The 26942-nt window shown below is 60.8% G+C and carries 25 protein-coding genes; 10 read left to right on the plus strand and 15 right to left on the minus strand.

What is annotated here, in order from left to right:
• Positions 1 to 24 precede the first annotated feature (24 nt).
• The 3 genes from AB4N82_RS03750 (at position 25) to AB4N82_RS03760 (ending at position 1909) form a co-directional block, all read left to right on the plus strand.
• Positions 25 to 369, plus strand: coding sequence for a hypothetical protein (locus tag AB4N82_RS03750; RefSeq protein WP_032891710.1), 345 nt, complete (start codon positions 25 to 27; stop codon positions 367 to 369).
• Between the two features lie 273 nt (positions 370 to 642).
• Complete coding sequence (locus AB4N82_RS03755; RefSeq protein WP_032891711.1) at positions 643 to 1068, plus strand: DUF4398 domain-containing protein; 426 nt, start codon at positions 643 to 645, stop codon at positions 1066 to 1068.
• 55 nt (positions 1069 to 1123) lie between these two features.
• A complete protein-coding gene (locus tag AB4N82_RS03760; RefSeq protein WP_032891712.1) occupies positions 1124 to 1909 on the plus strand; it encodes an OmpA family protein in 786 nt (261 codons plus the stop codon).
• A gap of 378 nt (positions 1910 to 2287) precedes the next feature.
• Here the strand turns inward: AB4N82_RS03760 and AB4N82_RS03765 are convergent, their stop codons facing one another.
• From AB4N82_RS03765 to AB4N82_RS03835, 15 genes are all read right to left on the minus strand, one after another.
• The gene (locus tag AB4N82_RS03765) at positions 2288 to 2614 is read right to left on the minus strand and encodes a hypothetical protein (protein ID WP_003172217.1); all 327 of its coding nucleotides are present in this window, start codon (positions 2612 to 2614) and stop codon (positions 2288 to 2290) included.
• A 14-nt stretch (positions 2615 to 2628) separates the two neighbouring features.
• Complete coding sequence (locus AB4N82_RS03770) at positions 2629 to 3516, minus strand: alpha/beta hydrolase (protein WP_095183989.1); 888 nt, start codon at positions 3514 to 3516, stop codon at positions 2629 to 2631.
• Between the two features lie 95 nt (positions 3517 to 3611).
• Positions 3612 to 4889 (minus strand): flavohemoglobin expression-modulating QEGLA motif protein, encoded by a 1278-nt coding sequence (locus AB4N82_RS03775; RefSeq protein ID WP_032891715.1) that lies wholly within the window; start codon positions 4887 to 4889, stop codon positions 3612 to 3614.
• 22 nt (positions 4890 to 4911) lie between these two features.
• On the minus strand, positions 4912 to 5460 hold the full coding sequence (locus tag AB4N82_RS03780; RefSeq protein WP_099601258.1) for a hypothetical protein: 549 nt from the start codon (positions 5458 to 5460) through the stop codon (positions 4912 to 4914).
• 16 nt (positions 5461 to 5476) lie between these two features.
• On the minus strand, positions 5477 to 6193 hold the full coding sequence (locus tag AB4N82_RS03785; RefSeq protein WP_460104435.1) for a TetR/AcrR family transcriptional regulator: 717 nt from the start codon (positions 6191 to 6193) through the stop codon (positions 5477 to 5479).
• Positions 6194 to 6299: 106 nt separating this feature from the next.
• Positions 6300 to 7802, minus strand: a complete 1503-nt coding sequence (gene lysS / locus AB4N82_RS03790; protein ID WP_032891718.1) for a lysine--tRNA ligase — start codon at positions 7800 to 7802, stop codon at positions 6300 to 6302.
• A gap of 79 nt (positions 7803 to 7881) precedes the next feature.
• A protein-coding gene (prfB, locus tag AB4N82_RS03795) for a peptide chain release factor 2 (protein ID WP_099601257.1) occupies positions 7882 to 8977 on the minus strand; the annotation gives its coding sequence in 2 pieces (ribosomal slippage) (positions 7882 to 8904 and positions 8906 to 8977; 1095 coding nt in all).
• 206 nt (positions 8978 to 9183) lie between these two features.
• Positions 9184 to 10185, minus strand: coding sequence for a diguanylate cyclase (locus tag AB4N82_RS03800; RefSeq protein WP_032891719.1), 1002 nt, complete (start codon positions 10183 to 10185; stop codon positions 9184 to 9186).
• Between the two features lie 51 nt (positions 10186 to 10236).
• Entirely contained in the window at positions 10237 to 11247 is a 1011-nt protein-coding gene (gene cheB, locus AB4N82_RS03805; protein ID WP_032891720.1) for a chemotaxis response regulator protein-glutamate methylesterase, read from the minus strand.
• Positions 11244 to 13526, minus strand: coding sequence for a hybrid sensor histidine kinase/response regulator (locus AB4N82_RS03810; RefSeq protein ID WP_122680275.1), 2283 nt, complete (start codon positions 13524 to 13526; stop codon positions 11244 to 11246). The genes cheB and AB4N82_RS03810 overlap by 4 nt, the downstream gene beginning before the upstream one ends.
• Positions 13523 to 14224 (minus strand): chemotaxis protein CheW, encoded by a 702-nt coding sequence (locus tag AB4N82_RS03815; protein ID WP_032891722.1) that lies wholly within the window; start codon positions 14222 to 14224, stop codon positions 13523 to 13525. Before AB4N82_RS03815 ends, AB4N82_RS03810 begins: the two co-directional genes overlap by 4 nt.
• Complete coding sequence (locus AB4N82_RS03820) at positions 14221 to 15477, minus strand: CheR family methyltransferase (RefSeq protein WP_032891723.1); 1257 nt, start codon at positions 15475 to 15477, stop codon at positions 14221 to 14223. The genes AB4N82_RS03815 and AB4N82_RS03820 overlap by 4 nt, the downstream gene beginning before the upstream one ends.
• Positions 15474 to 15986, minus strand: coding sequence for a chemotaxis protein CheW (locus tag AB4N82_RS03825; protein WP_122755680.1), 513 nt, complete (start codon positions 15984 to 15986; stop codon positions 15474 to 15476). The genes AB4N82_RS03820 and AB4N82_RS03825 overlap by 4 nt, the downstream gene beginning before the upstream one ends.
• The gene (locus tag AB4N82_RS03830; protein ID WP_032891725.1) at positions 15986 to 17608 is read right to left on the minus strand and encodes a methyl-accepting chemotaxis protein; all 1623 of its coding nucleotides are present in this window, start codon (positions 17606 to 17608) and stop codon (positions 15986 to 15988) included. The genes AB4N82_RS03825 and AB4N82_RS03830 overlap by 1 nt, the downstream gene beginning before the upstream one ends.
• Positions 17609 to 17757: 149 nt before the next feature.
• Complete coding sequence (locus AB4N82_RS03835) at positions 17758 to 18468, minus strand: tellurite resistance TerB family protein (RefSeq protein WP_122752562.1); 711 nt, start codon at positions 18466 to 18468, stop codon at positions 17758 to 17760.
• Between the two features lie 168 nt (positions 18469 to 18636).
• On the opposite strand from AB4N82_RS03835, the gene AB4N82_RS03840 reads away from it, so the two are divergent.
• The 7 genes from AB4N82_RS03840 (at position 18637) to AB4N82_RS03870 (ending at position 26921) form a co-directional block, all read left to right on the plus strand.
• Complete coding sequence (locus tag AB4N82_RS03840; protein WP_032891728.1) at positions 18637 to 19548, plus strand: LysR family transcriptional regulator; 912 nt, start codon at positions 18637 to 18639, stop codon at positions 19546 to 19548.
• 132 nt (positions 19549 to 19680) lie between these two features.
• The gene (locus tag AB4N82_RS03845) at positions 19681 to 21138 is read left to right on the plus strand and encodes a gamma-aminobutyraldehyde dehydrogenase (protein WP_032891730.1); all 1458 of its coding nucleotides are present in this window, start codon (positions 19681 to 19683) and stop codon (positions 21136 to 21138) included.
• 73 nt (positions 21139 to 21211) lie between these two features.
• Positions 21212 to 22363 (plus strand): putative ABC transporter substrate-binding protein YdcS, encoded by a 1152-nt coding sequence (gene ydcS / locus AB4N82_RS03850; protein WP_095183982.1) that lies wholly within the window; start codon positions 21212 to 21214, stop codon positions 22361 to 22363.
• A 199-nt stretch (positions 22364 to 22562) separates the two neighbouring features.
• The gene (locus tag AB4N82_RS03855) at positions 22563 to 23597 is read left to right on the plus strand and encodes an ABC transporter ATP-binding protein (protein ID WP_095183981.1); all 1035 of its coding nucleotides are present in this window, start codon (positions 22563 to 22565) and stop codon (positions 23595 to 23597) included.
• Position 23598: 1 nt separating this feature from the next.
• Positions 23599 to 24528: an ABC transporter permease gene (locus AB4N82_RS03860; RefSeq protein WP_032891733.1), complete on the plus strand. Its 930-nt coding sequence runs from the start codon at positions 23599 to 23601 to the stop codon at positions 24526 to 24528.
• The gene (locus AB4N82_RS03865; RefSeq protein WP_032891735.1) at positions 24518 to 25327 is read left to right on the plus strand and encodes an ABC transporter permease; all 810 of its coding nucleotides are present in this window, start codon (positions 24518 to 24520) and stop codon (positions 25325 to 25327) included. The genes AB4N82_RS03860 and AB4N82_RS03865 overlap by 11 nt, the downstream gene beginning before the upstream one ends.
• A gap of 169 nt (positions 25328 to 25496) precedes the next feature.
• Positions 25497 to 26921, plus strand: coding sequence for a gamma-aminobutyraldehyde dehydrogenase (locus AB4N82_RS03870; RefSeq protein WP_122752561.1), 1425 nt, complete (start codon positions 25497 to 25499; stop codon positions 26919 to 26921).
• The last annotated feature ends 21 nt before the right edge of the window (positions 26922 to 26942 follow it).

Genomic DNA, 26942 nt, shown 5'->3' on the forward strand with positions numbered 1-26942 from the left:
ATCGCGGGCTTTATTGAGGTTGCCATGAAAATTCGAGAACTGGCCCAGCATTGGGAAGAGAACGCTAAGGGTCGTTTGACCAAAACCGAGTACGCCATCCATCTTGATGTAGAGGCCGCCGCACGGTTGGCGGCCATCGCCGAGATGTACCCCAAGCGCAGTACCGAAGAACTGCTCGGTGAGCTGATCGGCGCGGCCCTTGAAGAGCTGGAAGCCAGCTTCCCCTACATCAAAGGGCAACACGTCATCGCCACCGATGAAGAGGGCGATCCGCTTTATGAAGACGTCGGCCCTACGCCGCGTTTTCTCACGTTGTCGCGGCGCTATCTGCATGACTTGTCGACCAGCGTCGACGAATCCAAGCACTAACCCCCGTCTATCTACCCCTTGTATTCCGGGCCTCCAAGAGGCCCGGCGTACTTCTGCGCGCAGCAAAAGTTCCATTTTTTTACGCTGACCGTTCAGTCAGTTATTTTTTTAGGCAAATCGCCATCTTCTCTGAACTATTCAAAAAAGCCTCCGGTCACAGCCAGTAAGCCATCACTTGGAACAGCCGTTTGAATAGGTGCCCCGCGCTTAACCGCCAGGCCCACAACCGCTGACCACCTGCGATGGATTTTGAAGTTTTTCAGGAGTTATCCAATGGAGTTGAAGACGATGAAGACCAGCACTGCCAAATCCTCGTTTAACCACCTGCGCGGGCTTAAATTGGCCGCGCTGGCAATCGGCACCAGCTTCGTTCTGGCGGGCTGCGCCGGCAACCCTCCGACTGAGCAATACGCAGTAACCCAGTCCGCGGTGAACAGCGCTGTCAGCGCCGGCGGCACCGAGTACGCGGCCGTAGAAATGAAGTCGGCCCAGGACAAGCTCAAGCAAGCCGAAATCGCCATGCATGACAAGAACTACGACGAAGCCCGTCGCCTGTCCGAGCAAGCCGAGTGGGACGCTCGCGTTGCAGAGCGTAAAGCCCAGGCCGCCAAAGCCGACCAGGCAGTGAAGGACTCCCAGAAAGCTGTTCAGGAGCTGCGTCAGGAAGGCATGCGCCCGGCTGCTATCCAGCAGAAATAAGCCGCTGCCCCTGATTGCATTGCACCCGATATCGAATTGAAAGGACGACATGACTATGCGTAAACAATTGATGATCCCTGCCCTGCTGGCGATGAGCGTTGCACTGGCGGCTTGCTCCACCCCGCCAAACGCGAACCTGGAAAATGCACGGACCAACTTCTCGGCCCTGCAGGCCAACCCGAACGCCACCAAAGTAGCGGCTCTGGAAACCAAGGACGCTCAGGACTGGCTGGACAAGGCTGACAAAGCCTATCGCGACAAGGAAGACCAGAAGAAAGTCGACCAACTGGCCTACCTGACCAATCAGCGCGTTGAAGTGGCTAAAGACACCATCGCGCTGCGCGAGTCCGAGGCCAAGCTGAAAAATGCTGGTGACGAACGCGCCCGCGCCCTGCTCGACGCTCGTGACGCTCAGATCAAGCAACTGCAAGACAGCCTGAACGCTAAGCAAACCGATCGCGGCACCCTGGTGACCTTTGGTGACGTGCTGTTTGCTACCAACAAGGCCGATCTGAAATCCAGCGGCCTGGTAAACATCAACAAGCTGGCGCAGTTCCTCCAGGAAAACCCGGATCGCCAAGTGATCATTGAGGGTTACACCGACAGCACCGGCGCTGACGCCTACAACCAGAGCCTCTCGGAGCGCCGTGCCGCTTCGGTTCAGGTTGCGCTGATCAAGATGGGCGTTGACCCACGCCGCATCGTGACCACCGGCTACGGCAAGGAATACCCGGTTGCCGATAATGGCAGCGTTTCGGGCCGTGCCATGAACCGTCGTGTTGAAGTGACCATCTCTAACGATAACCAACCAGTGAAGCCACGCTCTTCCGTCGCTAACTGATTGATTAACGCTGGATAAGAAAACCCCACCTTACGGTGGGTTTTTTTGGGCTCATCGAACTGGACCGTTCGATGCGTATCCTCAGCGGGCAGCTCTATCTTCGCGCCATAAGTATTGTGTGACAGCTTGTCCATCATTTGCTGGAGTTCATGGTCCTGAGCATCCAGCCGTTGCAACGACTCATGCCCCCTCGCCATGTCCAGCATGTTGCGTATTGCAGCAATAGTGATCGCCACGTTTTCGGCCCCGATCTGTGTAAGTCATACCGCATTCAGTGGTTGCTGGCGCGATACGGTTCCAGATATTTCAGTTCAGTACGGGGGCTGCAGCTGCACGATCTACGGGGGCGAGTCGTAAATCGTGAGGTTTTAAGAGGGCTTACTGCTGCAGTTGTGGCGTTTCCTGCCCCATACAACGTACTGCCTGTTTCTTGTTGTTTACCAGCACGCCACTGAGGCCTTTCTGCTCGGTGTCGAACATCACCAGCACGCCATCGACGCACTGCGCCACCTGGGCCGCCGGGGTCAAAGAAATTTTGTAGTCCTCGCCAGGCACGGTTTTGAGCATGGTGAAGTCACTGAGCAACAACGCATCTTCCGGCTTGGCGAAGTGCAGGTAGCCGTAGTACCACAGGCAGCCGACGGTGCCGATGATGGTGCCGATGCCGGTGAGAATCAGCGGGATCATGTTGCGTTCTTCGCTCATTGCGGGCTCTCTGATCAGTCAACTTTAGGAATGGGGTAGTTCGGAATTTCGCCCAGGCGGCGTAGGCCGTTGAAGTGCTGCGGGTCATCCAGGTAGCGCAGCATCACGGTTTGCCAGGTCTTGTCGGCAAAGGTCTGCACATGACCGCCTCGGGTCAATTGCAACACCCTGGGCGGTGGCGCCGCCTGGTACAGACGGATGCCATTGGAAAGCGGCACGATCGGGTCATCCAGGCTGTGGAACAGCAGTTTCGGCACGCCGGTCAGCCGAGGCATGGCGTTGATCGCACTGTCGGCGTCGGGGACCAGCCAGGACAAGGGCACTTGAAACGGCCATGTTAGCCAGGAGGTACTGAGGGCGAATTGTCCTACGTCACGATAACTGGCTGGCACACCATCCAGTACCAGCGCCTTAAGCCTGGCCTGACGCTCCGGATGCTCTGCCAGGTAATGCACGGCCAGCGCACCGCCAAGGCTCTGGCCGAGAACAATCAGCGGCTGGCCCTGGGTTTCGGGGGCTTTGTCGATCCAACTGAACGCTGCATCCACATCCTGATAGATCGCCGGCAAGGACGGTTTGCCTTCGGACAACCCGTATCCGCGATAGTCCACCAGCAGCACCTGATAGCCCTGCTCCGGCAACCACCAACTGCCACCCAGGTGCCAGGCCAGATTGCCGCCGTTGCCGTGCAAGTGCAGCACCGTGCCTTTGACGGGCACGCCAGCCTTGGCCGGCAGCCACCACGCGTGCAGCTTCACGCCGTCGGCGGTGGTGAGGGTGACGTCGCGGTATTGCAAGTGCGCTTTTTCGGGCGTGAACGGCAGGCCGGGTTCGGGGTAGAACAGCAGGGAGCTGCAACCGTTCAATGTGAGTAGCAGGCATAGAATGCCGAGGATTCTCATCCGTTGAAGCCTCGTGATTAAGATGAAATTGACCGTCTGTTGAAGATTCAATGTGGGAGGTGCTTTGCGCCCTCCCACATTTAGACCCGGTTTCTTCAGAGGATATTGGAGTAATCCGCCTCGATCCGATCCAGGCTCAAGTGGTTGAGGAAGTTGGAGAAGCACATCCACGCCGCCAATGCGTTCATGTCGCGGAACTGTTCAGGCAGGTACTTGGGCGGCACCACCAGGCCTTCGTCCACCAGTTGGCGCAGGGTACGCATGTCTTCCAGAGTGGTCTTGCCGCAGAACAGCAACGGCACCTGTTCCAGCTTGCCTTTGCGCACGGCCAACTGGATGTAGTTGTAGACCATGATGAAGCCCTTGAGGTAGGACAAATCCTTGGTAAACGGCAGTCCATTGGGCACCGAGCCACGGAATACGCGACTGGCGTTGCCATAGCTTTCAGCGATTTCAAAGCCTTGCTCGCGGAAGAATTCGAACACCTGCAGGAAATCGGCGCCCTCCTCCACCATGTGGATAGCGCGCGTACGGTTGGTGAGTTTGCGCAGGCGACTCGGGTAGGAGGCGAAGGTGATGATCTCCATCAGAATCGCCAAGCCTTCCTGGGTCACCGTGGAAGACGGCGGGCCTTTGGACAGGAAAGTGCAGATCGGCTGGTTCTGGCCGTTGAGGGTAGTGCCGACGTGCACCAGGCCTTCATGGACTTCCAGGGCACGCACGTCGCGATTGTTGAACATCGCATCGGCGCGGATCTTGATGTAGTCGGCCCCCGCCGCTGCATCCGCAACGATGCCGTCGGACTCGAACACGCGAATGGTTTCTTCCGCCTCGCCGAACACCTTGTTCAGGCGGGTTTGCAGCAGGGCGACGGCGTCCTTGGCGGTGAGGGTCTTGGCTTCGTCCTTGAGGTCGCCACGGCCGTCGATGTTATTCAGGTAGTCGGAGAGCATCAGGCCCAGGTCGGCCAGGGTTGGGTCGCCGGCGTGGAACGCATCGGAGGCGGCGCCGTACAGCTCTTGGGAGATCAGGCCGAAGTCCTCGGTGCCGCGCGCTTCGAGCATCCGCACCACCATGCGGTACTCGCGGCACATGCGACGCATGATCTGCCCCACCGGGCTGAACTGGCCGAGGCGACGGGTGATGTCACGCTCGATATTCTGGAATTCCAGCTTCACCGCACTGGAGTCAAACGACAGCGGCCGGTTCAGGTAATAGTCGCGGTCTACGGCAGGCATTGCCTTGCCCTTGGCCTTGAGGAATCCCTGGCGAATAGTGTCGTCCCATTTGACGGCGTCGAGGACGCGAATCGGTGTCTGTGCCAGCACAATGCGATCGGACAAGGTGCGTATCGTCTGCTGGTAATCGTCCACCGGGTGCTTCCTTCTTTAAACGTTATTTGCCCGCACGCTGATAGCGCGCGGCTTCAACGAACACATCGGCATTGGCCGGGTCATCCAGGTAGGCGAATACCCGGTCCATGGGGCTGTCCACCAACACCCCGTCGCCTTCGACGGTTTCTACGGTGCCTCCATCCAATGCCTGTTGGCCGATGGCTTGGCGGATCTGCTCCAGATCCAGGTTGTAGACCACCAATTCGTGCTTTTCGTCGAATTCGAAGCCGGCCAGGATAAAATTCCCACCGAACTTTGTAGGCAACGGCGCCGACAGGTACCACCGATTGCCATGGCGCGACACAGTAAACAGGTACTCATCGCGCTGGCCCGGCGCCGCTTTAGGGTAGCTCACGGCTTTGTAGCGGTGCTCACCGGCGCGAGTGATGTGTAAGCTGAGCGGCTCACCCCATGCATTCTTGCTGGACCAGTGGCCCAACAACTCATTCGGCGCCGCTTCACGGCTTGCCAGCGGCTCCTTGAAGGTCACCAAACAACCGCTGAGCAGCAGGAACGACAAGGCGATTAGCGCGATACGCCAGGTTTTCATCAGACACCCTCCGGTGTCAGACCGAGGCCAACACCAAATGCATGTAACGCTTGAGGATCTCAAGCATCTCTTCACCGGTCAGAGGCTCTGCGCCGCCCAACAGGCCCTGATATTCCATCCGACTGATAATCGCCGTCAACACCTTGGCGTCCTGCTGCGGCTCGCGGGAGCCCAACACCTGGAAAAACTGCCCGGTGCCCTGCAATAAAATCTGCTGATGGGAACGCACCAGTTCGGCAAGGCGCGGGTTCAATAGCGCTTCCTGACGAAACGCCTGTTCGGCCATGAGGTGTTCGCGACGGTTGGTCAGTTGGCGCAGCACATAGTCGGCGGTCAGTCGCGCGATGTCATCGGCCAATTGCGAACGTGACTCCGGGCTGCCATCGCCGTAGGCAACCATCTCGCGCAACAGGCCTTCGTTACGCACCCACAGCTTGCCCATGAAGGCGGCGCTGCGTTCGACGTACTGGGCGAAGGTGTCGGTCAGCAGGTCATCGATGTCTTTGAAGTAGTAGGTGGTCGCCGACAACGGCACGCCCGCTTCCGCCGCCACCGCCCGATGGCGCACGGCTCGTACGCCCTCACGCACCACAATACGCATGGCCGCATCGAGAATGTCTTGCCGCCGTTGCTCGCTGCCCTGACGACTGGCCTTACGGCCCTGGTACTGGACGCTTTCAGCCACGGCAGCTGCAATGCCGGCGGCGCCTTCTTGTGCGATTACGCGGTTCACGACACACATCCTTGAATAGATCAAAACCTGGCGCTGTTTGCTTGACGCTTAAAAACGCCCCATAAAAAAGCCGCCTTATAAAAGGCGGCTTCGGATTTCGCTAGGGTTACGCTTGCGGCCGCATGTGCGGGAACAAGATCACATCGCGGATCGACGGCGAGTTGGTCAACAACATCACCAGTCGGTCGATGCCGATACCTTCACCGGCGGTTGGCGGCATGCCGTATTCCAGGGCGCGTACGAAGTCTGCGTCGTAGTGCATGGCTTCGTCGTCACCGGCGTCCTTATCGGCCACCTGAGCCATGAAGCGCTCGGCCTGGTCTTCCGCGTCATTCAACTCGGAGTAGGCGTTGGCGATTTCGCGGCCACCAATGAACAGCTCGAAACGGTCAGTGACGTTCGGGTTGTCATCGTTGCGACGGGCCAGCGGCGAGACTTCGAACGGGTACTGGGTAATGAAGTGCGGCTGTTCCAGCTTGTGCTCGACCAGCTCTTCGAAAATCATCACCTGCAATTTGCCCAGGCCTTCGAAGCCCAGCACCTTGGCGCCGGCTTTCTTGGCGATGGCGCGGGCTTTGTCGATGTCGTTGAGGTCGTCAGCGGTCAGCTCGGGGTTGTACTTGAGGATCGAGTCGAACACCGACAGGCGCACGAACGGCTCGCCGAAGTGGAACACCTTGTCGCCGTACGGCACGTCGGTGCTGCCCAGGACCAGCTGTGCCAGTTCGCGGAACAGTTCTTCGGTCAGGTCCATGTTGTCTTCGTAGTCGGCGTAGGCCTGGTAGAACTCCAACATGGTGAATTCTGGGTTGTGACGGGTCGAGACACCTTCGTTACGGAAGTTGCGGTTGATCTCGAAGACCTTTTCAAAACCACCCACCACCAGACGCTTCAGGTACAGCTCCGGCGCGATACGCAGGAACATTTCCAGGTCCAGGGCGTTGTGGTGGGTTTCGAATGGCTTGGCTGCGGCACCACCGGGGATGGTTTGCAGCATCGGGGTTTCGACTTCAAGGAAGTCACGCGCCATCAGGAAGCTGCGGATGTGGGCGATGACTTGCGAACGCACGCGGAAGGTCTGGCGCACGTCTTCGTTGACGATCAGGTCAACGTAGCGCTGGCGGTAGCGCTGCTCGGTGTCGGTCAGGCCGTGGTGCTTGTCCGGTAGCGGGCGCAGGGACTTGGTCAGCAGGCGCACGCTGGTCATCTCGACGTACAGGTCGCCCTTGCCGGAACGGGCCAGGGTGCCTTCGGCGGCAATGATGTCGCCCATGTCCCAGGTTTTCACCGAGGCCAGGGTTTCTTCAGGCAAGGTCTTGCGGTTGACGTAGACCTGGATGCGACCGGTCATATCCTGGATCACCATGAACGAGCCACGGTTGAGCATGATGCGACCTGCCACTTTGACCGGGATCGCAGCCTCTGCCAGCTCTTCCTTGGTCTTGTCCGCGTACTGTTTCTGCAAGGCATCGCAGTAGTTTTCGCGGCGGAAGTCATTGGGGAAGGCATTGCCCTTCGCGCGCTCGGCAGCAAGCTTTTCCTTGCGCAGGGCGATCAGGGAGTTTTCTTCCTGTTGCAGGGCTTGCGGGTCGAGTTGTTGGTCGCTCATGTCTTTAAAATTTCCATCAGGTTCGTTGTCCCCGGCCTGCGGCCGGGGATCGCCGGCAAGCCGGCTCCTACAATCTTTATTACAAGCCGGACTTCAGGCTGGCTTCCAGGTATTCGTCGATATCGCCGTCGAGCACCTTGTCGCAGTCGCTGCGTTCGATGTTAGTGCGCAGATCCTTGATCCGCGACGCATCGAGCACATACGAACGGATCTGGTGACCCCAGCCGATATCCGACTTGGTGTCTTCCAGCGCCTGGGAAGCGGCGTTGCGCTTCTGCATTTCCTGCTCGTACAACTTGGCCCGCAGCATTTTCATGGCGGTGTCCTTGTTGGCGTGCTGGGAACGTTCGTTCTGGCAGCTGACCACGGTGTTGGTCGGTACGTGAGTAATACGTACGGCCGAGTCGGTGGTGTTTACGTGCTGACCACCGGCACCGGAGGAACGGTAGGTGTCGATACGCAGGTCGGCCGGGTTGATCTCGATTTCCACCTTGTCGTCGATCTCTGGCGAGACGAACACCGCGGAGAACGAAGTGTGGCGACGGTTGCCGGAGTCGAACGGGCTCTTGCGCACCAGGCGGTGCACGCCGATTTCGGTACGCAGCCAGCCAAAGGCGTATTCACCCTTGATGTGCACGGTCGCGCCCTTGATGCCAGCCACTTCACCGGCCGACAGCTCCATGATGGTGGCGTCGAAGCCGCGTTTGTCGGCCCAGCGCAGGTACATGCGCAGCAGGATGTTCGCCCAGTCCTGGGCTTCGGTGCCGCCGGAACCGGCCTGGATGTCCAGGTAGGCGTTGTTCGGGTCCATTTCATGGCTGAACATGCGGCGGAATTCGAGCTTGGCGAGGTTTTCCTCTAGACGGGCCAGCTCGGCGATGACATCGCCCACTGCGCCTTCGTCGTTTTCTTCGACGGCCATGTCCAGCAGGTCACGGCAATCGGCCAGACCGGTGTTCAGTTCGTCGAGGGTGTCGACGATCTGCGCCAGCGCAGCGCGCTCGCGGCCCAACTCTTGGGCGTATTCAGGTTTGTTCCAGACACTCGGATCTTCAAGCTCACGATTGACTTCGGTCAGACGCTCATGCTTTTGATCGTAGTCAAAGATACCCCCGAATAGTTTCGGAGCGCTCGGACAGGTCCTTGATGGTGTTCAGGATCGGGTTGATTTCCATGGCGGGCAGCACTCGTTGGCGAACTTTTGAAAGCCGGCGAGTATAACGGCAAACGGGGGGGAGCGGCAGCCCGCCTGGCGAAAAGGCAGACTACGCTGGGTTAAATGTGAGAGGGGGCCTGCTCCCGATGGCGGTGCATCAGGTGACTGACCCTCTGCTATCGGGGGCAAGCCCCCTCCCACATGTTGATCGGTTGCGGCCTCGATTCACTCGATGCCGACCTGATTACGCCCATTGTGTTTGGCCGTATACAAGCCCTTGTCCGCCGCCAATATCAGCTGCCGACAATCCGTACCCTGCTGCGGCGTGGTGGTCGACAGACCGATGCTGATCGTCAGGCTGGAGCCTTCTGCCGGGGCGATATGCGGGATTTTCAACGCCGCGACGGCCATGCGCAGCTTTTCGGCCACCAGTCGCGCGCCTCCCGGTGAGGTGTTCGGCAGCACCAACGCAAACTCTTCACCACCGTAGCGCGCCGGCAGGTCCGAAGGGCGACTGCTGGCATCGCGGATGGTGGCGGCAACTTTGCGCAGGGCTTCGTCGCCTTCGACGTGACCGAAGCTGTCGTTATAGGTCTTGAAGAAGTCCACGTCGATCATCAGCAGCGACAGTTGGGTCTGGTCGCGCATGGCGCGGCGCCACTCCAGTTCCAGGTATTCGTCGAAGTGACGGCGGTTGGACAGCCCGGTAAGGCCATCGGAGTTCATCAGGCGTTGCAGCACCAGGTTGGTGTCCAGCAACTGTTGCTGGCTGACCCGCAGCGCGCGGTAAGCAGCATCGCGCTGCAGCAGCGTCATGTAGGAACGCGAGTGATAGCGGATGCGTGCCACCAGTTCGATGTTGTCCGGCAGCTTGACCAGGTAGTCGTTGGCCCCCGCCGAGAACGCCGCGCTCTTGATCAGCGGGTCTTCCTTGGTGGATAGCACGATGATCGGGATGTTCTGCGTGGCCGGATGATTGCGGTAATCGCGCACCAGAGTCAGGCCATCGAGCCCGGGCATCACCAAGTCCTGCAGGATCACCGTCGGCTTGATGCGGATAGCCTGGGCAATCGCCTGGTGCGGATCGGCGCAGAAGTGGAAATCGATGTTTTCTTCATGGGCCAGGCCGCGTCGGACCGCTTCGCCGATCATGGCCTGGTCGTCGACCAGCAACACCATGGCGGCATTTTCGTCGGTCTTGATGTCGTCGATCTGTAAATCATTCATCTGCAGTCACCTGAATTACTACCTGCAAGCCAGCATCGCGCAAGGTCATGTTCATTGTGCAAAGACCTCCAGTAATCGGGGCGCAATTCTGTCCAGAGGGCGAATTTCAACAGCGGCATCAATCGCCGCCGCCGCTTTGGGCATGCCATACACCGCCGAGCTCTGCTGATCCTGGGCGATGGTCAAATAACCTTGTTCACGCAATAACTTAAGGCCCTGAGCCCCGTCACGACCCATGCCGGTCAGCAGTACGCCGACGGCGTCACCATTCCAGTGGCTGGCCACGCTTTCGAAGAACACGTCGATCGAAGGCCGGTAAATCTCGTTCACCGGCTCTGCGGTATAGGCTAGCGTGCCGTTCTTCAATAGACGAATGTGGTGATTGGTACCGGCCAGCAAGACCACACCGCTTTGCGGCGGTTCGCCTTCGCGGGCCAGGCGCACCGGCAGCCCGGAAGCACTGCTGAGCCATTCGGCCATGCCGGCGGCAAAGACCTGGTCCACATGCTGCACCAGCACGATGGCGGCGGGAAAGTCACGGGGTAAACCCTTGAGCAGGATTTCCAGGGCAGCCGGGCCACCCGCCGAAGAGCCGATAGCCACCAAACTCTGGCGTTTTCCGGAGGTGCGCGCTGACGTGGTTTCGGTACGCACGCGGCTGCCGCGCTGGCCGATCAGCCAGCCGATGTTGAGGATTTTGCGCAGCAGCGGTGCCGCCGCATCCTTTGGATTGCCCACGCCGAGTGCGGGCGTGTCCACCACATCCAGGGCGCCGTGGCCCATGGCTTCGAACACCCGGCTCATATTGGCCTGGCGGTCGACGGTCACCAACAGGATCGCGCACGGGGTCTCGGCCATGATCTGCCGCGTGGCCTCCACGCCGTCCATCACCGGCATGATCAGATCCATCAGGATCAGGTCAGGCGTCAACTCAGCGCAGCGCTGCACCGCCTCCAGACCATTGCCGGCCACCCACACCACCTCGTGCGAGGGCTCGAAATTCAAGGCGCGGCGCAAGGCCTCCACGGCCAGGGGCATGTCGTTGACGATCGCAACCCTCATGACCGCGCGCCCCCAATCAGCTCCACGACGGCGTCCAGCAACGCGTCGTCGTGGAAGCTGGCCTTGGCCAAGTAATAATCGGCGCCGGCATCCAACCCACGGCGACGGTCCTCTTCACGGTCTTTGTACGACACCACCATCACCGGCAACGATTGCAGGCGAGTATCACGGCGCAAGAGTGTGACCAATTCAATACCGTCCATGCGAGGCATATCAATGTCAGTGATCAGCAGGTCGAAGTCTTCGGAACGTAAGGCGTTCCAGCCGTCCATACCGTCGACCGCAACGGCCACTTCGTACCCGCGATTAAGCAGCAATTTACGTTGCAACTCACGCACGGTGAGCGAGTCATCCACCACCAGTACGCGTTTGCGCGGCGCCTCGGTGACCTGCTGGCTGCGCCGGGCAATGCGTTCCAGGCGCCCGGTGTTGAGCAGCTTGTCCACCGAACGCAGCATGTCTTCCACATCGACGATCAACACCACCGAGCCGTCATCCAGCAAGGCGCCGGCGGAAATATCCTGGACCTTGCCCAGGCGGTCATCCAGCGGCAACACCACCAGGGTACGCTCGCCGATGAAACGTTCCACGGCGATACCGTACACCGCATCGCGCTCGCGGATCACCACCACCTTCAAGGTCTCGTCATTGGTCTGCCCCGGCGGGCGCTGTAACAGCTGGCTGGCGGCGACCAGGCCAACATGCCGGCCCTCGTGCCAGAAATGCTGGCGGCCTTCGAGTTGCACAATGTCGTCGGGGGCCAGGTCACACATACGTTCGATATGCGCCAGCGGGAACGCATAGGCTTCTTCGCCAACTTCCACCACCAGGCTGCGCACCACCGAAAGGGTCAGCGGCACCTCCAGGTGAAAACGACTGCCCTGCCCCGCCGTCTGCTCCAGCACCACCGCGCCGCGCAACTGGCGGACCATATGCTGCACCGCATCCAGTCCGACGCCGCGCCCGGACACCTCGGTAACCTTGTCGCGCAGGCTGAAACCCGGCAGGAACAGGAACGTCAGCAGTTCCTCTTCGCTCAGGTTCAGCACGGTCTCCAGGGTCGACAGATGCCGGTCGACAATGGTCCCGCGCAGGCGCTCCAGGTCAACGCCGTTGCCGTCGTCGCTCAGTTCCAGCACCAGTAGACCGGCCTGATGGGAGGCACGCAGGCGGATCAAGCCTTCGGCGGGTTTGCCGGCCAGCAGGCGCTGGTCGGGCATTTCGATCCCGTGGTCGACGGCGTTGCGCAATAGATGGGTGAGCGGCGCTTCGAGCTTTTCCAGCACATCACGGTCGACCTGGGTCTTTTCGCCCTCGATCTCCAGGCGCACCTGCTTGCCGAGGCTGCGGCCGAGGTCGCGCACCATACGCACCTGCCCGGCCAGCACATCGGCAAACGGACGCATGCGACAGGCCAGCGCAGTGTCGTAGAGCACCTGAGCGCGCTGCCCGGCCTGCCAGCCGAACTCATCCAGCTCGGCAGTTTTTTCCGCCAGTAAGGCCTGCGCCTCGCTCAGCAGGCGACGGGTATCAGCCAGGGCTTCCTGGGCTTCGAGGTTCAGATCCAGAGTCTTGAGATGACCGTCCAGTGTGTCCAGGGCGCGCACGCTATTGCTTTGAATACGTTTGAGGCGCTGCATGCTGGCCAGATAGGGCTTGAGCCGCTGGGTTTCCACCAGGGATTTGCTCGACAGATCCAGCAGACTGTTCAAGCGCTCGGCGGTCACGCGCAACACGCGCTCGCCGCCTTCGGTCATGCGCTTGCCCTGACGCGGCGGATCGCTGGCAACAGGGGGAGCGGGCTCGGGCTCCGGCGGCAATTCTTCGATGACCGGCGCGGGTGCAGGCTGGGACACGACAGGCGGTGGCGCAGCTTTAGCGGTGGGCTGCGACGGATCCAACAGGCGCTCCATCAACGCCACATAAGCGTCGATGTCCGCTGGCCCCACGGTGTTTCCCGGGGTGGCGATGCGCATCAGCAGGTCGGTGCCTTGCAGCAAGGCGTCAATGTGTTCAGGTTGCAGGTACAGGCGACTTTCCTGGGCGCTGACCAGGCAATCCTCCATGACGTGGGACACGCTGACCCCCGCATCCACCCCCACGATCCGCGCCGCGCCCTTGAGCGAATGGGCCGCGCGCATGCAGGCTTCAAGCTGGTCGGCCTGGGTCGGGTTACGCTCCAGGGCCAGCAGGCCCGCGCTCAGTACCTGGGTCTGTGCATCGGCTTCCAGGCTGAACAGTTCCAGCAGCGAGGCGTCGCGCATCTGGTCAGGGGTCATGTGAGGCTCCGGGTCACGGCGGACAACAATTGCGCCTCATCCAGCCAACGCAGGCTGCGGCCCTTCCATTGCAACACGCCCTGAGTAAAGCGTGCGCTGGCCTGGGAGCCAGGCGCCGACGCAGCGTTCAAGGTGCGCTCATCGATGGCATGGATGCCGTCCACTTCGTCCACCGGTACCACCACTGGGCCATCCTGCGCGGCGATGATCAACATACGCGGCATGATCCGCCCGCCACTGGCGCCGTGACCGGTGTTGTCCAGGCCGAGCAGCTCCACCAGAGACAGGCACGCCACCAGCGCCCCCCGCACGTTCGCCACGCCGAGCAAAGCGCGGGAACGCTGGTGCGGCAGCGAGTGAATCGGTTGCAACGGAGCCACCTCCACCAGGCAGCGGGTGGCGATACCCAACCACTCTTCACCGAGACGGAACATCAGCAACGAGCGGGTGACGATCTCTTCGTCGACTTCAACTGCAGCGGCCGGACGATGGTCGTCCTGCTGCAGAGCGTAGCGATCCAGCAGGCGCGTGGCGGCCGCTGAGTACACCGCACAGTTGCGGCAGTGGATATGGTCCACCAGCAGCGGGCAGGACTTGTCGCCGTGGATACCGATCCGGTTCCAGCAGTCGTCGATGGCCTGGGTGTCGGCCATAGTCAGGTCCAGGCCGGCGGTGTCGAGCGCGTCGGGGCTACTCATCGTTTGGACTCACTGTCTGCTCGCTCGCTACGGGCGGCCCGCGCTTGCAAACGGCGCGCCCCCGCGCTGTCGCCCTGGGATTCGAGCAACGCGGCCAGGTGAATCAAGGCCTGCGGGTGCTGAGGTTCCAGGTACAAGGCTTTCCGATAAAACCCCTGAGCCTCCAGGGCGCTGCCGGCCACATCGCTGAGCAGCCCCAGCCAGTAGAACACTTGGGCGGCTGGCGGGTGGCTGTTCAAATACTGCTCGCAGGCGACACGGGCCTCGGCACTCTTGCCTTCGTTGGCCAAGGTGGCGATACGGCTGAGCAAGGTACCCGCGTCGGAAGGCGGCGGTGGCTTGATCGGCACCACCTGGGCGCTCGCGGTACTGAACGGCCTTGGCTTGACGGGGATGGGCGCCGCGCTGCGCTGAGGGCTCGGTATCGGCACGAATACCGGCGCCGGCAGGTTAGGTTCGGCGTGCCGACTAAAGGCGAAAGACTGCGGCACCCCGATCGAACGCATGCCATGCCGGCCCAGCAGGCTGCCCTCGGCCGGGCCGATAAACAGTACGCCGTCTACGTGGGTCAGGCCCTTGAGCACATCGAACACTTGCTTCTGCGTCGGCTGGTCGAAATAGATCAAAAGGTTGCGGCAAAACACGAAATCGTAGCTCGCCTCGTTCGCCAGCAGCGTCGGGTCCAGTAAGTTGCCGACTTGCAGACGCACTTGTTCGCGCACGCGGTCGGCGATGTGGAACCCGTCGCTGTGTTCAGTGAAGTGGCGATCGCGAAAGGCAATATCGCTACCGCGGAACGAGTTTTTTCCATACACCCCGCGCCGCGCACGCTCCACCGACAGCGGGCTGACGTCCAAGCCCAGCACCTTGAACTGATGCGGCGCCAGGCCGGCATCGAGCAGGGCCATGGCAATCGAATAGGGTTCTTCGCCGGTGGAGCACGGCAGGCTGAGGATGCGCAGTGCGCGCATCTGCTTGATCTCGGCCAGGCGTGCAATCGCCAACCGAGCCAGGGTCGCAAAGGATTCGGGGTAACGGAAAAACCACGTCTCGGGAACGATCACCGCTTCGATCAGTGCTTGCTGCTCGTCGTGGGAGCTTTGCAGGCGCTGCCAGTATTCGCCTGGCGTCTGCGCCTGCACGGCCTGGCTGCGCTGGCGCACGGCGCGCTCGATAATCGCCTCGCCGACCGACGCCACGTCCAGGCCGATACGTTCCTTGAGGAAGGCAAAGAAGCGCGGGTCGTTGCTCATACGCTCAGCTCGGCAGAAAACAACAGGGCGCGCACGTCATCGGTGAGCACGTCGTTCACGCCGATCCATTGCATCAGGCCCAACGCATCCTCACGCACCGGCCCCAAATAGCGCGCCTGGGGGTTCTCCAGGCCATAGGGCTGAAATTCCGCGGGATCGCAACGCAGGGTATCGGTGGCCTGCTCGAGGATCAGCCCCAACCGGCGAGACTCAACCCAGGGTTGCGGCTGGTAATTGACCAACACCAACCGCGTGCTGGTACGCGCCTGGGCCGCCGTACCGAAGGTCAGCGCACTCAGGTCGATGACCGGCACCAACGCTCCGCGATGCGCAAAGATACCCGCCACCCAAGAGGGTGCATGGGCGATGGGCTTGAGCGGCAGGCGCGGCAGCACCTCGGCCACTTCGGTGGCCTTAAGGGCATAACGTTCACTGCCGATGTGAAACACCAGGAACAACGCCTTTTTCGGTGCCGGGACGGCGCCGCGTTTAGCCGCGAGGTCGCTCATCAGACTTTGAAACGCGACACGCCGCTGCGCAGACCCACCGCAACCTGGCTCAGTTCATCAATGGCAAAGCTGGCTTGGCGCAGGGATTCGACGGTCTGACTGCTGGCATCACCCAGCTGCACCAGCGCGTGGTTGATCTGCTCGGCGCCGGTGGCCTGGGCCTGCATGCCCTCGTTGACCATCAACACCCGCGGCGCCAGGGCCTGTACCTGATGGATGATCTGAGACAGTTGCTCGCCCACTTGCTGCACTTCGAACATGCCGCGGCGCACTTCTTCGGAGAACTTGTCCATGCCCATCACGCCAGCAGACACCGCCGACTGAATCTCACGCACCATCTGCTCGATGTCGTAAGTGGCCACGGCGGTCTGATCGGCCAGACGACGCACTTCGGTGGCGACCACGGCAAACCCGCGGCCGTATTCACCGGCTTTTTCCGCTTCGATGGCGGCGTTCAGGGACAACAGGTTGGTCTGGTCGGCGACTTTGACGATGGTCACCACCACTTGGTTGATGTTGCCGGCCTTCTCATTGAGGATCGCCAGTTTGGCGTTCACCAGGTCGGCGGCCCCCATCACCGAGTGCATGGTCTCTTCCATACGCGCCAGGCCCTGCTGGCCGGAACCGGCGGCCACCGAAGCCTGGTCGGCAGCGGTGGAGACTTCGGTCATGGTGCGCACCAGATCCTTGGAAGTTGCGGCGATTTCCCGCGAAGTGGCGCCGATCTCGGTGGTGGTCGCGGCAGTTTCGGTAGCGGTGGCCTGCTGCTGCTTGGAGGTCGCCGCAATCTCCGTCACTGAGGTGGTGACCTGAACCGAAGAGCGTTGCGCCTGGGAAACCAGAGCGGTGAGCTCGGTCATCATGTCGTTGAAGCCGGTTTCTACCGCGTTGAATTCGTCCTTGCGCTCCAGGTTCAGGCGCTTGCTCAGGTCGCCAGTGCGCATGGTGTCGAGGATTTCGACGATGCGCTGCATCGGCGCCATGATCGCGCGCATCAGCAGCAGGCCGCACAGGCCGGCGGCGAGGATGGCGATGATCAGCGACACGCCCATGCTGATCTTGGCCGACAGAACGGCGTCGTCAATCGCCGCGGTGGCGCGATCAGAGACGTTTTTGTTCTCCGTAATAATGTCATTGAGCTTCATGCGACCTTCGATCCAGATCGGCGTCAGTTGCTCTTCAAGCAACTCGCGTGCAGCGGGCAGGTCGTTGTTCTGGACGCGGTCCAGCAACTGCTCAAGGACCTTGTTGTAATTGATGTGTGCGGCTTTGAAGTTATCGAACTCCATGCGATCAGCCTGGCTGCGCACGGTTTTTTCGTAATTGGCCATCTGTTGCTCAATACGCGCTTCGAAGGCCTTGTAGTCGGCCTTGTCGGTATTGGTGAAGGTTTTATCCTCACGCAGACCAATGATGTCGATGGTCTGAAGGTAACTGTCGACCCACGCGCTGCGGATCATAGAACTGAGATAAACCCCCGGTACCGCATCGTCCCGGACGGCTTCCTGACTGGTTTCGATCTTCAGCAACCGTGAGTAGGAGACCACAACCATTAACAGCATGATGGCGATAATGACCGCAAAACTTGCCAGGATGCGTTGGCGCAAGGTCCAGTTCTTCACAGTAATTCCTCGAAGGGCCATTCAAATGGAGGGGAGTATAGCTGAGCAGAAGGCCTCATTAATCAATGGGTTTTGATGCAGCGCTCATGGAATGCAAAAACACCCTGGGGCATTCAGCCAGCCAGGGTGCTTTATCTATACAGAGATGCTCAGAGGGTAGCTTGACGCACCTGCTTTTCCAGCTCCAGCTTCAAGCCAGGCTCCAGTTTCAGTTGGCGGGCCAATTCGTCCAGATAGGCCTTTTCCATGAAGTTTTCTTCGTCGACCAGCATCACGCTGGCGATATACATTTCGGCAGCCATTTCCGGGGTGCTTGCCGCGCGGGCGACATCGGCCGGGTCCAGAGGTTTGTTCAGCTCGGCGTGCAGCCAGCTTTGCAGCTCGCGGTCGTTATCCAGCTTGGTGAACTCCCCCTCGATCAGCTCTCGCTCGCGCTCATCCACATGGCCGTCGGCCTTGGCTGCTGCAACCAGCGCCTTGAGAATGCCTTGGCTGTGCTGCTCGACTTGGGCCGGTGGCAGGCGGTCGATGGTCTGCGGCTCGCCCTTGGGCGCATTGGCTTGATTGGCCTGCCAGTTGCCGTAGGCCTTGTACGCAATGACGCCCAATGCGGCCAGCCCACCGTAGGTCAGGGCTTTGCCGCCGAATTTGCGCGCCTTCTTGTTGCCCATCAACAAGCCCATGGCACCGGCTGCCAGGGCGCCGCCACCGGCACCGCCAAGCAGGCTGCCCAACCCTCCGCCGCCAAGCAGTCCACCCAAGGCGCCTTTGTCGTCCTGCTTGCGTTGGCCGCCAGCCTTGTTTTGCAGCATGTCCTGGCCGGACTTGAGCAACTGATCGAGCAATCCACGGGTATTCATTCGTAGCCTCCAGACACTTGGGTTCATAGGACCAATAGGCCCCCAGCGTAAAACTAAGTGCCAAAAAGCCCCGATCTAGAGTGCTTCCAGATGTAACGCCACTGCCGTTCGCTAAAACCGATATACACTCGGATAAATCTATAAAAACACCCCACTGGTAATTCCAGCATGATGACCTTGCGTCAAATCCGGCACTTTATCGCCGTGGCCGAGACCGGCTCGATCTCCGCCGCCGCGCAGACCGCGTTTATTTCCCAGTCGACCCTGACCCTGGCGATCCAGCAATTGGAGCAGGAAATCGGGGTAAACCTGTTCAACCGCCACGCCAAAGGCATGACCCTCACCCACCAGGGCCACCAGTTCCTGCGCCAGGCGCACTTGATCCTCGCCACCGTCGACAACGCCAAGCGCAGCCTGCAACAAAGCACCGACCAAGTGGCCGGGCAATTGATCATCGGCGTGACCAGCCTGGTGGCCGGCTACTACCTCGCCGACCTGCTCACCCGCTTCCAGCGCGCCTACCCCAATGTGGAAATCCGCGTGATGGAGGACGAACGCCCCTATATCGAGCATTTGCTGGTGAGCGGCGAAATCGACGTCGGCGTGCTGATCCTCTCCAACCTCGAAGACCGCCACGCCCTTCAGACAGAAGTCCTGACCCACTCGCCCCATCGCCTGTGGCTGCCGGCGCAGCACCCGCTGCTGGAGCACGACAGCATCAACCTGGCCGATGTCGCGCGCGAGCCGTTGATTCAGCTGAATGTTGATGAAATGGGCCAAAACGCCCAGCGCCTTTGGACCAGCGCAGGCCTGCAACCCCGCGTCACGCTGCGTACAGCATCGACGGAGGCAGTGCGTAGCCTGGTGGCGGCAGGACTGGGCGTGTCGATTCAGCCAGACATGACCTACCGCCCATGGTCCCTGGAGGGCGACATCATCGAGGCACGGCCGATCGCCGACCTCAGCCAGACCCTCGATGTGGGCCTGGCGTGGCGCCGAGGCACCGCGCGTCCCGCGCTGGTAGACCCGTTCCTCACCGTGGCCCGGGAACAGCCGCACCCACGCAAGCCATCTATTTAATCGAATGCTGCATTCAGTATTTAGTATTTGTTGACCTCGCGCCTGACCTCTACTCTCAGTTCATCCATAAGAGAAGGTCCGGCGCCTTGTAAGAGAACGCCCATGACCACACAAGAAAAGAGATCGCGAAAAATGTCCGGCGCGCCCACCCCGCTGCTTACTGCGTTGCTGATCGACGGCGAACTGGTCCAGGGCCAGGGATTCGCCGAGCCGATCCTCAACCCGGCCACCGGTGAAGTGCTTACCCAAATTGCTGAAGCCAGCACCGAGCAGGTCGAATCAGCCATCCTCGCGGCCCACCGCGCATTTGCCAGCTGGTCGCGGACCACGCCGCAACAGCGTTCAAACATTCTTCTGGGCATCGCTGATGCCATCGAAAAACAAGCCGATTACCTGGCCCGCCTGGAATCCCTGAACTGCGGCAAGCCGTTGCACCTGGCGCGTCAGGATGACTTGAGCGCCACCGTCGACGTGTTCCGCTTCTTCGCCGGGGCCGTGCGCTGCCAGACAGGGCAACTGAGCGGCGAATACCTGCCGGGCTACACCAGCATGGTGCGGCGCGATCCAATTGGCGTCGTCGCCTCCATCGCACCGTGGAACTACCCGTTGATGATGGCCGCCTGGAAGATCGCCCCGGCGCTGGCTGCCGGTAATACCTTGGTGTTCAAGCCGTCGGAACATACGCCGCTGTCGATCCTCGCACTCGCCCCTGTGCTGAAGGACTTGTTACCACGCGGGGTCATCAACATTCTCTGTGGCGGCGGTGAAGGTGTGGGCAGTCATCTGGTTAGCCACCCGAAAGTGCGCATGGTTTCCCTGACCGGCGATATCGTCACCGGGCAGAAAATCCTGCAAGCCGCGTCCAAGACGCTCAAACGCACGCACTTGGAACTGGGCGGCAAAGCGCCGGTAATCGTGTGTAACGATGCCGACCTGCAGGCCGTGGTCGAGGGTGTGCGCGCCTACGGTTATTACAACGCCGGTCAGGACTGCACCGCCGCATGCCGCATCTACGCCCAGGCGGGGATTCACGACAAATTGGTCGCCGACCTCGGTGCGGCGGTCAGCAGCCTGCGCTTTGCCGGCAAGCGTGATGCCGACAACGAACTCGGCCCGCTGATCAGTACGCGCCAGCGCGACCGCGTGGCCAGTTTTGTCGAGCGTGCCCTCGGCCAGCCGCATATCGAGCGGGTCACGGGCGCCGCCGTGCATTCCGGCGCGGGCTTCTATTACCAGCCAACCTTGCTCGCCGGCTGTAAACAGAGCGATGAAATTGTGCAGCGCGAAGTGTTTGGTCCAGTGGTCACCGTGACCCGCTTCGATGAGCTGGAACAGGCGGTGGACTGGGCCAATGACTCCGAATACGGCCTGGCCTCCTCTGTGTGGACCCAGAATCTGGACAAGGCCATGCAGGTAGCCGCACGCCTGCAATACGGCTGCACTTGGATCAACAGCCATTTCATGCTGGTCAGCGAAATGCCCCACGGCGGCTTGAAGCGCTCGGGGTATGGGAAAGATCTGTCCAGTGATTCGCTACAGGACTACAGCGTGGTGCGCCACATCATGGCCCGCCACGGCCAACATCTTTAAAACAACAACTAAGCTTTTGCGTCACCGGTTGCACACAACTGCCCCGACCATAATTAAAGAAGAGGGAACCCCCATGTCCGCGCACAAGACCGCACTGCTCAGTGCCTTGACCACCGCGCTGCTGGCCAGCGTCAGCATTCAGGCCGCCGAACCGCTCAAGGCGATTGGCGCTGGCGAAGGCCAGCTGGATATCGTCGCCTGGCCCGGCTATATCGAACGTGGCGAAAGCGACAAGGCCTACGACTGGGTCACTGGTTTCGAGAAGGAAACCGGCTGCAAGGTCAATGTGAAAACCGCCGCCACTTCTGACGAAATGGTCAGCCTGATGGCCAAGGGCGGGTATGACCTGGTCACCGCGTCGGGCGATGCGTCGCTGCGGTTGATCGTCGGCAAGCGTGTGCAGCCGATCAACACCTCGCTGATCCCAAACTGGAAAAACATCGACCCACGCCTTAAAGACGCGCCGTGGTACGTGGTCGGCCAGCAGACCTACGGCACCCCGTACCAATGGGGCCCGAATGTGCTGATGTACAACACCAACGTGTTCAAGACCGCGCCCACCAGCTGGGATGTGCTGTTCAACGCCCAGAACCTGCCGGACGGCAAGCCGAACAAAGGCCGCGTGCAGGCCTATGACGGCCCGATCTACATCGCCGATGCAGCGCTGTATCTCAAATCGACTCAGCCGGAACTGGGCATCCAGAGCCCATACGAACTGACCGAAACCCAGTACAAAGCCGTGCTCGATCTGTTGCGCGCCCAGCAACCGTTGATCCACCGCTACTGGCACGACACCACCGTGCAAATGAGTGACTTCAAGAACGAAGGCGTGGTGGCCTCCAGCGCCTGGCCGTATCAGGTCAACGGGCTGGTCAATGAAAAGCAGCCAATTGCCTCGACCATTCCGAAAGAAGGCGCCACCGGCTGGGCCGACACCACCATGTTGCACAGCGAGGCCAAGCACCCGAACTGCGCCTACAAGTGGATGGACTGGTCGCTGCAGCCGAAGGTCCAGGGCGATGTCGCCGCCTGGTTCGGTTCGCTGCCAGCGGTGCCTGCGGCTTGTAAGGAAAGCGAACTGCTCGGCGCCGAGGGTTGCAAGACCAACGGGTTCGACCAGTTCGACAAGATCGCCTTCTGGAAAACCCCACAGGCTGAGGGCGGCAAGTTCGTACCGTACAGCCGCTGGACCCAGGATTACATCGCGATCATGGGCGGCAGGTAAGGCCTTCCAAACGACCTAGGTCCCCTGTGGGAGGGGGCTTACTCACGATAGCGGTACATCAGACAAACCTGTGTTGCCTGACACACCGTCATCGGGAGCAAGCCTCCTCCCACATTGACCGCACTCATAGATGTTTTGTTTTTTCAGAAGTCCAGGCCGGGCCGCTGCGACGACCCGCGCCTTTTTGGAGCACCGCACCATGACGCTTGCAGTCCAATTCACCCACGTTTCCCGTCAGTTCGGCGAAGTGAAAGCCGTCGACCGGGTTTCCATCGATATCCAGGACGGCGAGTTCTTTTCCATGCTCGGCCCTTCCGGCTCGGGCAAGACCACTTGCCTGCGCCTGATCGCCGGGTTCGAGCAACCGAGCGCTGGCTCGATCCGCATTCATGGCGAGGAAGCCGCTGGCTTGCCGCCGTATCAGCGTGACGTAAACACCGTGTTCCAGGATTACGCACTGTTCCCCCATATGAATGTGCGCGACAACGTGGCCTACGGCCTCAAGGTCAAAGGCGTGGGCAAGGCCGAACGCCTGAACCGCGCCGAAGAAGCCTTGGGCATGGTCGCCCTCGGTGGTTACGGCGACCGTAAGCCGGTGCAACTTTCAGGTGGTCAGCGCCAGCGTGTGGCACTGGCACGCGCACTGGTCAATCGCCCCCGCGTGTTGCTGCTCGATGAACCCTTGGGCGCCCTTGACCTCAAGCTGCGCGAACAGATGCAAAGCGAGCTGAAGAAGCTGCAACGCCAGTTGGGCATCACCTTTATTTTCGTGACCCACGATCAAACCGAGGCGTTGTCGATGTCCGACCGCGTGGCAGTGTTCAACAAAGGCCGCATCGAACAAGTCGACACCCCGCGCAACCTGTACATGAAACCGGCTACCTCATTCGTCGCCGAATTCGTCGGCACCTCCAACGTGATTCGCGGCGAGCTGGCCCAGCGCCTCAGCGGCAGCGCGCAGCCATTTTCGATCCGCCCGGAACACGTGCGGTTTGCCGACGGCCCACTGGGTGCTGGCGAAGTGGAAGTCAGCGGCCTGCTGCATGACATCCAGTACCAGGGCAGCGCCACCCGCTATGAGCTGAAACTGGAAAACGGCCAGGCGTTGAACATCAGCCAGGCTAACAACCAGTGGCTGGATATCAGCAGCGGCCATCAGGTCGGCCAGTCCATTACCGCGCGCTGGGCGCGGGAAGCCATGACACCGCTGACCGACATTGCAGGCGAGGTGTGACATGAGCCTGGCCCTCTCCCAACCACCGATGCGCAGGTTTTCCAACCTGCTGTACCGCAAGCCCAACCTGTATCTGGCGATGCTGTTGATACCGCCGCTGATCTGGTTCGGCGCGATTTACCTCGGCTCGTTGCTGACCTTGCTGTGGCAAGGCTTCTACACCTTCGACGACTTCACCATGGCGGTCACGCCGGACCTGACCCTGGCCAACTTCGCCGCACTGTTCCAGCCGTCGAACTTCGACATCATCCTTCGCACCTTGAGCATGGCGATTGTGGTGTCGATTGCCAGCGCCATCGTGGCCTTCCCGATTGCCTACTACATGGCGCGCTACACCACGGGCAAGACCAAGGCATTCTTTTACATCGCAGTGATGATGCCGATGTGGGCCAGCTACATCGTCAAGGCCTACGCCTGGACCCTGCTGCTGGCCAAGGGCGGCGTAGCGCAGTGGTTCGTGCAGCACCTGGGCCTGGAGCCGGTGTTGCAGTTCGTGCTGGGTATTCCCGGTGTGGGCGGCAGCACCTTGAGCACCTCACACCTGGGGCGGTTCATGGTGTTCGTCTATATCTGGCTGCCGTTCATGATCCTGCCGATCCAGGCATCGCTGGAGCGTTTGCCGCCGTCGTTGCTGCAAGCCTCGGCGGATCTGGGCGCCAAGCCGCGACAGACTTTTATGCAAGTGATTCTGCCACTGTCGATTCCGGGGATTGCCGCCGGGTCGATCTTCACCTTCTCGCTGACCCTGGGCGATTTCATCGTGCCGCAACTGGTGGGCCCGCCGGGCTACTTCGTCGGTGGCATGGTCTACGCGCAGCAAGGCGCCATCGGCAACATGCCCATGGCAGCGGCGTTCACCCTGGTGCCCATCGTGCTGATTGCGGTTTACCTGTCCATCGTCAAACGCCTGGGGGCCTTCGATGCACTCTGAGAAATCTTCGCTGGGACTAAAGATCGCAGCCTGGGGCGGCCTGGTGTTTTTACACTTCCCGATCCTGATCATCTTTCTCTACGCCTTCAATACCGAAGAGGCAGCGTTCAGCTTTCCGCCACAGGGCTTCACGTTGAAGTGGTTCAGCGTGGCGTTCGCCCGGCCGGACGTGCTGGAGTCGATCAAGTTGTCGCTGCAGATCGCAGCCATCGCCACCCTGATCGCCATGGTGCTCGGCACATTGGCCTCGGCGGCGCTGTATCGCCGTGAGTTCTTTGGCAAGCAAGGCGTGTCGCTGATGCTGATCCTGCCGATTGCGCTGCCGGGGATCATCACCGGTATCGCGTTACTGGCGACGTTCAAGACGTTGGGCATTGAGCCCGGGATGTTCACCATCATCGTCGGCCACGCGACCTTCTGCGTGGTGATCGTCTACAACAACGTCATCGCCCGTTTGCGCCGCACGTCCCACAGCCTGATCGAAGCCTCGATGGACCTGGGCGCCGACGGCTGGCAGACCTTCCGCTACATCATCATGCCCAACCTGGGCTCGGCGCTGCTGGCCGGCGGCATGCTCGCCTTTGCGCTGTCGTTCGACGAAATCATCGTCACCACCTTCACCGCCGGCCACGAGCGCACCTTGCCGCTGTGGTTGCTCAACCAATTGAGTCGCCCGCGGGATGTGCCGGTGACCAACGTGGTGGCGATGCTGGTGATGCTGGTGACGATGTTCCCGATTCTCGGTGCCTATTACCTGACCCGCGGTGGTGAAAGCGTGGCCGGGAGTGGCGGTAAATAACTTTTTTATTGAAGGCACCGAGCTCAAATGTGGGAGGGGGCTTGCTCCCGATAGCGGTGGGTCAGTTGTAGATGATGTGACTGAAAGACTGTCATCGGGGGCAAGCCCCCTCCCACATTTAGAGTCGGTTGCTTCAAGGACATAACAATAGTTTGTGGAGAGCTGAACCATGCAAACCAAATTACTGATCAACGGCCAACTGATCGAAGGCGAAGGCCCTGCCCAAGCCGTATTCAACCCAGCCCTCGGCCGCGTACTGGTAGAAATCAAGGAAGCCAGCGAAGCCCAGGTCGACGCCGCTGTGCGCGCAGCCGATGCGGCGTTCGAAAGTTGGTCGCAAACCGCACCGAAGGACCGCTCGCTGCTGCTGCTGAAACTGGCCGACGCGATCGAAGCCCACGGCGAAGAGCTGGCCAAGCTGGAATCGGACAACTGCGGCAAGCCCTACAGCGCCGCGCTGAACGACGAGATCCCGGCGATTGCCGATGTGTTCCGCTTCTTCGCCGGCGCCAGCCGTTGCATGAGCGGCTCGGCCGGCGGTGAATACCTGCCGGGCCACACCTCGATGATCCGCCGCGACCCGGTGGGCGTGATCGCCTCCATCGCGCCGTGGAACTACCCGCTGATGATGGTCGCCTGGAAAATCGCCCCGGCCCTGGCCGCCGGTAATACCGTGGTGCTCAAGCCGTCGGAGCAAACCCCGCTGACCGCGTTGCGCATGGTTGAACTGGCGTCGGAGATTTTCCCGGCCGGCGTACTCAACCTGGTGTTCGGTCGTGGGCCGACCGTGGGCAGCCCACTGGTGAACCACCCGAAAGTGCGCATGGTGTCGCTGACCGGCTCCATCGCCACCGGCGCGAATATCATTTCCAGCACCGCTGACAGCGTGAAACGCATGCACATGGAGTTGGGCGGCAAAGCGCCGGTGATCATCTTCAACGACGCGGACATCGATGCCGCCGTGGAAGGCATTCGCACCTTTGGCTTCTATAACGCCGGCCAGGACTGCACGGCCGCGTGCCGCATTTACGCCCAAGCGGATATCTACGACGCATTTGTCGAGAAGCTCGGCGCGGCGGTCGCCAGCATCAAATACGGCTTGCAGGATGACCCGGCCACCGAACTGGGCCCGCTGATCACCGCACAGCACCGCGACCGCGTCGCGGGGTTTGTCGAGCGTGCGGTGGCGCAGCCGCATATCCGCCTGGTCACCGGTGGCAAGGCGGTGGACGGCAATGGGTTCTTCTTTGAGCCGACGGTATTGGCCGATGCACAGCAGGACGATGAAATCGTGCGCCGCGAGGTGTTCGGGCCAGTGGTGTCGGTGACTAAGTTCACCGACGAAGCACAGGTGTTGGGCTGGGCCAATGATTCGGACTACGGCTTGGCGTCGTCCGTATGGACCGCCGATGTAGGCCGCGCCCACCGTTTGGCCGCGCGGTTGCAGTATGGCTGCACATGGGTGAATACCCACTTCATGCTGGTCAGCGAAATGCCCCATGGCGGTCAGAAACTATCGGGTTATGGCAAGGACATGTCCATGTATGGGCTGGAGGACTACACCACCGTTCGCCATGTGATGTTCAAGCACTGATTAAGCGCCTCCCCGGCACCT

This window comes from Pseudomonas sp. H1_D04 (genome assembly GCF_054683855.1).